Annotated in this window: 9 protein-coding genes; 2 read left to right on the top strand and 7 right to left on the bottom strand. The window is 70.1% G+C overall.

What is annotated here, in order from left to right; genetic code table 11:
- Positions 1 to 123: 123 nt before the first annotated feature.
- Positions 124 to 1383: a metal-dependent hydrolase family protein gene (locus tag ABT114_RS43080; protein ID WP_351150583.1), complete on the top strand. Its 1260-nt coding sequence runs from the start codon at positions 124 to 126 to the stop codon at positions 1381 to 1383.
- A gap of 175 nt (positions 1384 to 1558) precedes the next feature.
- On the opposite strand, the gene ABT114_RS43075 is transcribed toward ABT114_RS43080, so the two are convergent.
- From ABT114_RS43075 to ABT114_RS43065, 3 genes are all read right to left on the bottom strand, one after another.
- A complete protein-coding gene (locus ABT114_RS43075) occupies positions 1559 to 2608 on the bottom strand; it encodes an NAD(P)H-dependent amine dehydrogenase family protein (protein WP_351150581.1) in 1050 nt (349 codons plus the stop codon).
- 69 nt (positions 2609 to 2677) lie between these two features.
- The gene (locus tag ABT114_RS43070; protein WP_351150578.1) at positions 2678 to 3340 is read right to left on the bottom strand and encodes a TetR/AcrR family transcriptional regulator; all 663 of its coding nucleotides are present in this window, start codon (positions 3338 to 3340) and stop codon (positions 2678 to 2680) included.
- Between the two features lie 397 nt (positions 3341 to 3737).
- Positions 3738 to 4190: a MarR family winged helix-turn-helix transcriptional regulator gene (locus ABT114_RS43065; protein WP_351150575.1), complete on the bottom strand. Its 453-nt coding sequence runs from the start codon at positions 4188 to 4190 to the stop codon at positions 3738 to 3740.
- A 169-nt stretch (positions 4191 to 4359) separates the two neighbouring features.
- Between ABT114_RS43065 and ABT114_RS43060 the strand changes: the two genes are divergently transcribed.
- Positions 4360 to 5817 carry an MFS transporter gene (locus tag ABT114_RS43060; protein WP_351150572.1) on the top strand — a complete coding sequence of 486 codons (1458 nt, stop codon included), beginning with the start codon at positions 4360 to 4362 and terminating at the stop codon, positions 5815 to 5817.
- A 129-nt stretch (positions 5818 to 5946) separates the two neighbouring features.
- On the opposite strand, the gene ABT114_RS43055 is transcribed toward ABT114_RS43060, so the two are convergent.
- Genes ABT114_RS43055 through ABT114_RS43040 form a run of 4 tightly spaced genes read right to left on the bottom strand, consistent with a single transcriptional unit; the run spans position 5947 to position 8924 of the window.
- Positions 5947 to 6381, bottom strand: a complete 435-nt coding sequence (locus tag ABT114_RS43055; RefSeq protein ID WP_351150569.1) for a TIGR03618 family F420-dependent PPOX class oxidoreductase — start codon at positions 6379 to 6381, stop codon at positions 5947 to 5949.
- A 1-nt stretch (position 6382) separates the two neighbouring features.
- Positions 6383 to 7150: an alpha/beta hydrolase fold domain-containing protein gene (locus tag ABT114_RS43050; protein WP_351150566.1), complete on the bottom strand. Its 768-nt coding sequence runs from the start codon at positions 7148 to 7150 to the stop codon at positions 6383 to 6385.
- Positions 7140 to 7871: an enoyl-CoA hydratase/isomerase family protein gene (locus tag ABT114_RS43045; protein WP_351150564.1), complete on the bottom strand. Its 732-nt coding sequence runs from the start codon at positions 7869 to 7871 to the stop codon at positions 7140 to 7142. Before ABT114_RS43045 ends, ABT114_RS43050 begins: the two co-directional genes overlap by 11 nt.
- Positions 7872 to 7928: 57 nt before the next feature.
- Entirely contained in the window at positions 7929 to 8924 is a 996-nt protein-coding gene (locus tag ABT114_RS43040; RefSeq protein ID WP_351150561.1) for a 2Fe-2S iron-sulfur cluster-binding protein, read from the bottom strand.
- Positions 8925 to 8937 lie beyond the last annotated feature (13 nt).

Genomic DNA, 8937 nt, shown 5'->3' with positions numbered 1-8937 from the left:
TGACGGTCGCGTTCCCGGTCGAGGCGTGGCGTCAGCCCCGGGTTCCCGACTCCGGGCCCTCGAGCATCGACGCCATCCTCGAACCAGCCATCTGACCGACCACTGACAGGAAGGAGCGCATCGATGCCCCGCCCGCGTCCACCGCAGCCACCCGTCCTGCTCCGCGCCGCGCGCATGCTCGACATCGACAAAGGTGAGTACGTCACACCCGGTGAACTGCTCGTCGAGGGCGAGCACATCGCCCAGGTCGCCCCGACCACGGTCCCCGAAAGCACCGTGGTCGTCGACCTCGGTGACCTGACCCTGCTGCCGGGCCTGATGGACATGGAGGTCAACCTGCTGCTCGGCGGGCCCGACCACCGCAGTCCGCTGGTCGCGGTGCAGGATGATCCGGCCGTGCGCACGCTGCGCGCGGTCGCGAACGCGCGGCGGACCCTCCGGGCGGGATTCACGACGGTACGCAACCTGGGTCTGTTCATCCAGACGGGCGGGCTGCTGCTCGATGTCGCCCTGAAGAAGGCGATCGACCACGGCTGGATCGACGGTCCGCGCGTCGTCCCCGCCGGGCACGCGATCACGCCGACCGGCGGGCACCTGGATCCGACGATGTTCCAGGCGTTCGCCCCGCACGTCCTCCCGCTCACCGTGGAGGAAGGCATCGCCAACGGCGTCGACGAGGTGCGCAAGGCGGTCCGCTATCAGATCAAGCACGGCGCCTGGGTCATCAAGGTGTGCGCGTCGAACGGCGTGATGTCGCACACCGGTCCAGCCGGCGCCCAGCAGTACTCCGACGAGGAGCTGCGGGCCATCGCCGACGAGGCTCACCGGGCCGGGCGCAAGGTCGCCGCGCACTGCATGGGCGAGCAGGCGGTCCGGGCCGCGCTCGACGCGGGCATCGACTGCATCGAGCACGGCTTCCTCACCAGTGGGGAGACACTCGATCTGATGGCCGAGCGGGGCACCTTCCTGGTGGCCACGACCTCCCTCAACGACGAGATGGACATCTCGCACGCCGATCCCGAACTGCAGGCCAAGGCAGCCGAGGTGTTCCCCCGTGCGCGGGCCACGATCTCCGAGGCCATCCGCCGCGGTGTGCGGGTGGCCTGCGGCTCCGACGCCCCCGCGATTCCGCACGGCCGCAACGCGAGGGAACTCGTCGCCCTGGTGAACCGGGGCATGTCCCCGCTCGACGCGATCCGCGCGGCGACGACCGTCTCCGCCGACCTCATCGACGTGGACGACCGAGGACGACTGGACGCGGGCCTGCTCGCCGACGTGATCGCCGTCCCCGGCGACCCGCTCACCGACATCAAGGTCACCGGTGACGTGCGCTTCGTCATGAAGGGCGGACAGATCCACCGTCGCGACACCGCTGACGCCTGAGCGGAAGAGGGCGGAAGGCCGTGACCGCCGAGGGGCGGTCGGTGGTCCCTCGGCGGTCACACCGACCCGACCCGGTGTCACATGGCGGCCCAGCCGTCGGCCACGGGCAGCACCGTTGCGTTGATGAGCCGGGCCTCGCCCGAGGCGAGGAAGACGATGGCGGTGGCCTGCTGAGCTACGCGAATCGGGACACGATGTGCGGCAGATCCGCCGTCGTACGGATCCCGGACGGCGCCTCGCAGACCCATGGCACGGCGTTGACCGCACGGTTGGCGGTGTACGAGGGGTACACGGCCGCCGCGTTCTCGGGGGCGACCGGGAAGCGGATGACGACGTCGAGTGGGGCGTCGCCGTCGACGGTCAGCCGCCACCCGGTGTCGCGCAGGTCCCACGACTGATCGAGGTCCGTCGTGCAGTACCAGGTCGCCCGGAACCGCAGCACCGGCCGGCCCGCACGGCTCCAGGCGACCGTGACGCGCTGAGCCGCGACCGTGCCGGCCTCGAGCACTCCGGCGGCGATGGTGGTCCGGGTCCGCGCGTGAGCGAACTCGCCCTGGACCTCGGCCTGTTCGACGGGCAGGCCCAGTGTGTCGGCGACCAGGCGCAGCGACGGCCCGAAGCTCGCGCGCAGGGAGGCGAGCCGTCGCTCGTCGAATGTCTCGTGCCGGCCGCCGAACCCCATCACGTCGAAGAGCAGGCCCGGCGACGCGCGCCGCGACAGGTCTGCGAATTCCTCGATGAGCAGTCCGTCGAGGCGCCGCTGGAGAGACGCCAACACGAGTGGCAGGGCTTCGGTCACGAACCCGGGACTGCTGCCGGTGCTGTGGATGCTGCTGCCGCCCTCGTCGCAGGCCGCTTCGACGCGACGGCGCAGAGATGGGTCCATGGCGGCAGGGTGGTGGAAGTCGGTGCGCGTGGCGACGACGTTGGTGCCGGACGCCAGGAGCGCGCACACGGCGTCCGTGTCCAGTTCACGAGGTGTGTAGAGCACGCAGTCCGGCTTCAGGCCGAGGATGTCGTCGAGATCCGTGGTGGTGCGAACGCCGAGCGGTGGCAGTCCGCACAGCTCCCCGGCGTCGAGCCCTGACTTCTCCGCGCTGTGTACGAGGACGCCGACCACGTCGAGCTGGGGGTGCTCGGCGGCCCCACGCAGTGTACGACTCCCGATGTTGCCGGTCGCCCATTGCACGACGCGGTACGTCGTCTTGTGCCTCGGTTCTGTCATGTCGAGAACCGTACTCTCGCAGAGAGAGAAGTTTAATATCGCGAGCGCTGCGGATCGGGCGGTTGCCGGTCAGGAGCCCCCGGTGATCCCGCCGCGGCAGAACTCCCAGACTTCGTCGACGGTCACCGGGGTCGCGTGACTCCCAGTGGGCACGCCGGGTGTCTGGGCGGTGAGCATGGCGGTCTGCATCACCAGGGATGCCGCGCGACGAGGCTTCGCCGCATGTGCGTCCCCCGACTCCACGGCCTGCTCGACCAGTTCGGTGAAGAGGTCGAGCAGTGGCACGTGCGCGCCGGCCACTTGATCGGGGTGGGTGGCCAGCAACTGCCTGGCGAAGTCGGTGAACAGCGGGCTCTGCTGGTTCGGGCGCGGCTGCGACTGTTTGTAGAGCAGCTCCACCGCGCTCCGCAGCCGCTCCAGCGGCTTCTTCTCGGCGGCGGTCACTTTGCGGATCTCGGCGGCGGACCGCGACAACGCGTCCTCGAAGAGGGCGAGCAGCAACTCCTGCTTGCCGTCGAAGTGCTGGTAGAAGCTGCGCAGTGACTGCTTCGACCGTTCGACGACCTCCTGCACGGTGAAGTCGGTCGTGCCCTTCTCGGTCATCAGTTCCTGGGCCGCGTTCAGGAACCGCTCGATCCGCTGCTCCGCGCGGAGTTTGGCGGCACGGGTGGACCGCTCGACGGCGCGCTGGCGCCAGACGGGCTGAGCGGGCTCTGCGGGGGCGGCATCCATTCGTAGAACGATACTCCACGTAGGTGAAAAGAAGAGGGCGTATTCCTGCCGAATCAAAGACCTCATTTCGCGAGACCATTACTCGCTATAAGCGAGAATGGCATTCTCGCCGAGCGTGGTCCGGCGGGAAGCAGCTGCCCGGCTGGCGCGGCCGGGGCGGGGATGCCGCGGGGCCGGCCCCCTTCGTCCGCACCGACCCGGACGCCCCGAAGCACCACGGGATCAGCGTCCTGGTGATCCCCACGGGCGCCGACGGTGTGGTCCGCCGCCCCTTCGGCTCCATCGCCCGACCCGACGACCTCGACTTCAACGAGGTTTCAGCGCGCCATCGTCGCCGAACGGATCCTGGGCCTGTCGCGTTGATGTCGCTTCGTCGGAGGGCGGTTCGAGGGAGCGGTCAGGACCGCGGCCACGGCTGGCCGCTGAGCCGCTCCACACTCGTGTTGAACCGCTGGAGGTAGTGGGCGAAGATCTCCACGTCATTCGCCGACCAGTCCTCGAAGACCTTGTCCAGTTCCTGGATGTGCGTCTCCCGCTCGTGGTCGAGGCGCCGCTCGCCCTCCTCGGTCAGCCGGAACTTGCGGGCCATGCCGCCCTCGGGGTCGGGGATCCGTTCCAGCAGTCCGGCCTTCATCGCGCTCGCCGTCTGGCGGTTGACTGTCGAGGTGTCGAGCAGGAACGCGTCGCTGATCTGCCCGATCGACATCGGACCCTGCACCCGGATGCGGCTGAGAATGATGTACGCGCTGCGCTCCATGCGGCCCGCCTGGTGGCGGTGCTTGGCGGAGCTCAGCTGGTGCCGCCCGAGCACCATGTGCTCGAACTCGACCAGGTGCGATGGCTTGTCCATGTATGTGCGTCCTCCCAGGTCGACGGTATCGCAGTGCGTCGCAGCTCAAGCGGCCCGTGCCCGAGCTCCTCTCGTCACCCATGTGGCCCATACATGCAATATGCGCGATACATAAAGTATGTATGATGCATAATCTTTGCACGCGTTGAAGAGATTGAGGAGTCCGTCTATGGATGCCCCGCAGTCGAGCGGCCGGGCGGGCGGCATCGTCGCCACCCTGGCTCTCGCCGGTACCGTCGCCGCGATCATGCAGACGTTGGTGACCCCGCTCATCGCCGAGCTGCCCCAGATCCTGGACACCTCGTCCTCGAACGCGGCGTGGGTGATCACCATCACGCTGCTGGTCGCAGGCGTGTGCGTGCCCGTCTCCGGGCGCCTCGGTGACCTCATCGGCAAGCGCCGCATGATGCTCATCTGTGTGGTGCCGTTGATCATCGGGTCCGTGGTGTGCGCCCTGTCCTCGTCCGTCGTGCCGATGATCATCGGCCGCGGTCTGCAGGGCATGGGCATGGGCATGGTGCCGCTCGGTATCGCGCTGCTGCGGGACGTCGTGCCCGCCGAGAAGCTCAGCGGCTCCATCGCCCTGGTCAGCGCCTCCATGGGCATCGGCGGCGCGATCGGCATGCCCATCGCCGCGGCTGTGGCGCAGTACGCCAACTGGCGCGTGCTGTTCTGGGGTGCGGCCGTCCTCGCCCTGGCCATCGGCGTGCTGATCTTCGCCGTCGTGCCGGACGTCCCGCCCGTCGCCAAGGGGCAGCGCTTCGACGCGCCCGGCGCCGTCGGCCTCGCCATCGGACTCGTCTCGCTGCTGCTGGCGATCTCCAAGGGCGCCGACTGGGGCTGGGCCTCGGGCACCACGCTGGGCCTGTTCGCCGTCGCCGTCGTGGCGCTGCTCGCCTGGGGTTTCTGGGAGCTGCGCACCCGCGATCCGCTGATCGACCTGCGCACCACGGCCCGCCCGCGGGTGCTGTTCACCAACGCCGCCTCGGTCCTCGTCGGCGTCGGCATGTACTCCTTCATGCTGATCTCGCCGCAGCTGCTGCAGTACCCCAAGGCCACCGGGTACGGGCTCGGCCAGTCGATGCTGGCGGCCGGTCTGTGGATCGCGCCCGGCGGCGTCATGATGATGCTCATCTCGCCGCTCGGCGGAAAGCTGATCAACGCGCGCGGGCCGAAGTTCGCGCTGATCTGCGGCGCCCTCGTGATCGCCGTCGGGTACGGGGCGGCGCTGCCGCTCATGGGCACGGCCTGGGGCATCATGCTCGCCGGCATCGTGATCAACAGCGGTGTCGCCCTCGCCTACGGCGCCATGCCCGCGCTCATCATGAGCTCGGTGCCGGTCTCCGAGACCGCCGCCGCCAACGGTTTCAACGCCTTGATGCGCTCGCTGGGCACCACGATCGGTTCCGCCGTCATCGGTGTCGTCCTGGCCCAGATGACCGTCAGCATGGGCGGCTACACGATCCCGTCCGAGGACGGCTTCCGCACCGGCCTGATGATCGGCTGCGGCGTGTCCCTGCTGTCCGCCGCCGTTGCGACGCTCATCCCCGCGCTGCGCAAGGCCGGCGACGACCAGGCCGTGGACGAGCAGTCGGCCTCCGCCGACCAGGCTCCGGCCCGCGCCTGAACCGACCGACAGCGCGCGGTGCGTACCGGCCCCTCGGGGCGGGCGCATCGCGCGCTGTCGTGTGCGGGCTCTCGTGTGCGCAGAGTGCCGGCGCCGGCGACGTATCCCGTCCACCCGGCGGCCTCTCGCTCAGGCCGCCGGGTGGACGAGCCCGTAGAGGTGCGTGATCTCGGCGCGTACGATCATTCGCCGGTGACGGATCATCCGGTGGTCGAACGCGGGACGGTCGCCTGCCGCGTCCGAGGCCGCGTGCAACGTGTGCACTTCGTCGATCGTCGGCTCGCCGGGAACCGAGGCGACCGCGACGCTGAACGTTCCCTCCGCGACGGTGTAGTTGAAGAAATCGTCGCCCGGGACGTACAAGGCCGCGCGCGGGTCACGGAGCAGATTGCGGCCCTTGGCGCGATCGGCGGTCGTCGAGAGTCTCAACGTCCGTCCCGCCGGGTCGGCGAGGTAGTAGACGTTCGACAGGTGGGGGACCCCGCCGGGTCCGAGCGTGGCCAGGACTCCTTCTCGGCGGCTCGCCACCCGTCTCCACAGCGCCTGCTGTGTCTCGGAGGTCACGTCAGCGGGCGCCGTCGAGGGGGAGCGGAGCGCGACGCAGCGCGGCGTGTGCGCGCAGGAAGTCGCACGTCGCGGTCAGTTGGGCCAGTCCCTGCGCGGAGACGTCCTCGTGGACGCGCAGGTCGACGGTGACGCCCGAGCGGGCGGCGCGTGCCGCGAAGCCCAGGGCGTCGTCGAGCAGGACGTCCGTACCGGCCGCCTGTAGTTGCAGCGGCGGCAAGCCGTGCAGATTGCCGTGCAGCGGGCTGAGCAGGGGATCCGTGCGCGAGGTCGGGCCCGCGTAGGTGGCGGCCCGGCGGTGCAGGACGTCGACGTCGGTGGTGCGGTCGGCCGCGGCGTTCAGCAGCAGGCTCGGCGCGTCCAGCGTGAGATCGAGCAGCGGCGTCACCAGGACCGCGCAGGTGGGCAGGGCTTCGCCCGCGTCGCGCAGGCGCAGCAGCAGCCCGGCCGCCAGTCCCGCCCCCAGGCGCTTGCCGATGACCGCGACCGGTGCCTGCTCACGCGCATACGCGTAGGCTGCGGCCACGTCGTCGAGTGCCCCGGGGAACGTGGTCCGGTAGCGGACGCAGACCATCGCACCGCCGGTGGTGCGGGCGAGTTCACGGGCCATCGGCAGCGCGTCGTGCGGCGTGCCGCCGAGCCGCGGATCGCCATGGACGTACAGGACCGTCTGCTCCACGGCACCGCTGACAGGGCGCACCTCGGGCCCGAACGGGCCCTCGGCGACGCGCACTTCACCGCGAACCGCTCCCGTGGGGTCACTTGCCACGTGACATCACCCTCTCCGCTGCGTCCCAGTGTTCGTCGGCGACCCACAGGCGCGCGAAGGCCCGCGCCGCCTCGCGGGGCGAACCGCCGGGCTTCATGACGTGCTTGATCTCACGGGCCGGCCGGTGTGCCAGACCGCGGGCCAGTTCCCGCCAGCCCTCCTCGAAGGAGGCCCGCGGCAGCACCCGGTCCACCAGGCCGACCCGCTCCGCCTCATGCGCGTCGAGCACCTGTCCGGTCCCGGCGAGCAGCAGGGCGCGCCCAGGACCGACCAGTGCGGCGAGCCGCTCGGCGCCACCCCACGCCGGCATGATGGCGAGCGCGACCTGGTTGAAGGCGATCCGTATGTCGTCGGCGGCGACCCGGATGTCCGCGGCGAGCGCGAACTCGGCGCCGCCCCCGAACGCGTGCCCGTTCAGCGCGGCGATCACCGGTCCCGGGAACGCGGCGATCCGGTCGCAGATCCCGCGCATCCGCAGTGCCATGTCCATTGCGGCGCTCTCGGTGCGGATCGCCGCGAGCTCCTTCAGGTCGCCGCCCGAGACGAACGCCTTGTCGCCCGCCCCCTTGATGACCAGGGCGTGCGTCGTGTCCCCGGCCTCGACCACGGCGTCGAGGGCCTTGTCGAGGCGGTCCATGGTGGCGGGCCCGATCGCATTGCGCGCGTGCGGGCGGTCGATCGTGAGGACGGCGAGGGAGCCGTCCAGTTCGAGGTCGACCATGCGAAGCCTTTCGGTCCGGTGGATGCAAGCCGTCGGTTGCGGTGCGGATGCCTGCGGTCAGTCGTAGACCACGGTCACGTGCGGGGTGACGGGCTCGCCCTGGCAGGTGAGCACCCAGCCCTCCGCCACCTCGTCCTCGTCGAGGGCGTTGTTGACGCGCATCTTCGCCCCGCCCTGCGTGATCTGGGCCATGCAGGTCGCGCAGTCGCCGGCCTCGCAGGAGAAGGGCGGGCTGAACCCCGCGCGGCGTGCCGTCTGGATGAGCGTCTCCGTCGCACGCTGGTTCACGGTGCGGCGGTCCCCGCGCATGACGACCGTCACGGTGCCCTCCCGCTCCGGCACCGGCTCGGCCGCCCGCTCCGTCGCGCTGTCCGGCGCGGGCGTGAAACGCTCGACGAGCACCCGGTCGTCGGGAACACCGATGCGGTCCAACTCTCCTTGCACGAAAGCCATGTAAGGCTCCGGGCCGCACACATAGAAGTCGCCGTCGAGCGCTCCCTCGGCCACGGACCGTATCTCGTCCGCGGTCACCCACCCCTGACGGTCGTCAAGATGGTGCCGCAGGAGGAGGCGGCCGGAGTGGGAGCGGCTCAGCTCGTCCAGGGCGTTCCTGAAGATCACGGACTCCCTGTCCTGATTCGCCGTCAGGAGACGTACCGTGCGGCTGGTTGCGGCCAGCGCGCTCTTGACCAGGGAGAAGACCGGGGTGATCCCGCTGCCTCCGGCGAAGGCGATGAGGGGCGTGTCGTTCTCCCTGAGGCAGAACGACCCGCTGGGCAGCGTGGTCTCCAGTACGTCCCCCGCCTTCAACTCCGCGTGCATCCACGCCGACACGACCCCACCAGGAACACGCTTGACGGTCACGCACAGCTCGTCGTCCACGTCCGGCGAGCTGGACATCGAATAGCTGCGGAGCGTCCCGCACGCCCGAACGGTCACGAACTGCCCGGCGCGATAAGGGAGTCGGGCATCGAAGACGTAGGTGCGCGCATCCGGCGTCTCGTCGACGATCCGGGTGATCCGTACCGGATGGAAACCGTGGTCGCGTGCCATGTATGGAACTTAC

Source organism: Streptomyces sp. NPDC002088, from assembly GCF_040296605.1.
Classification (GTDB): domain Bacteria; phylum Actinomycetota; class Actinomycetes; order Streptomycetales; family Streptomycetaceae; genus Streptomyces.
The sequence above is the reverse complement of the archived record's forward strand: the minus strand, read 5'-3'. Positions and strand labels throughout refer to the sequence as shown.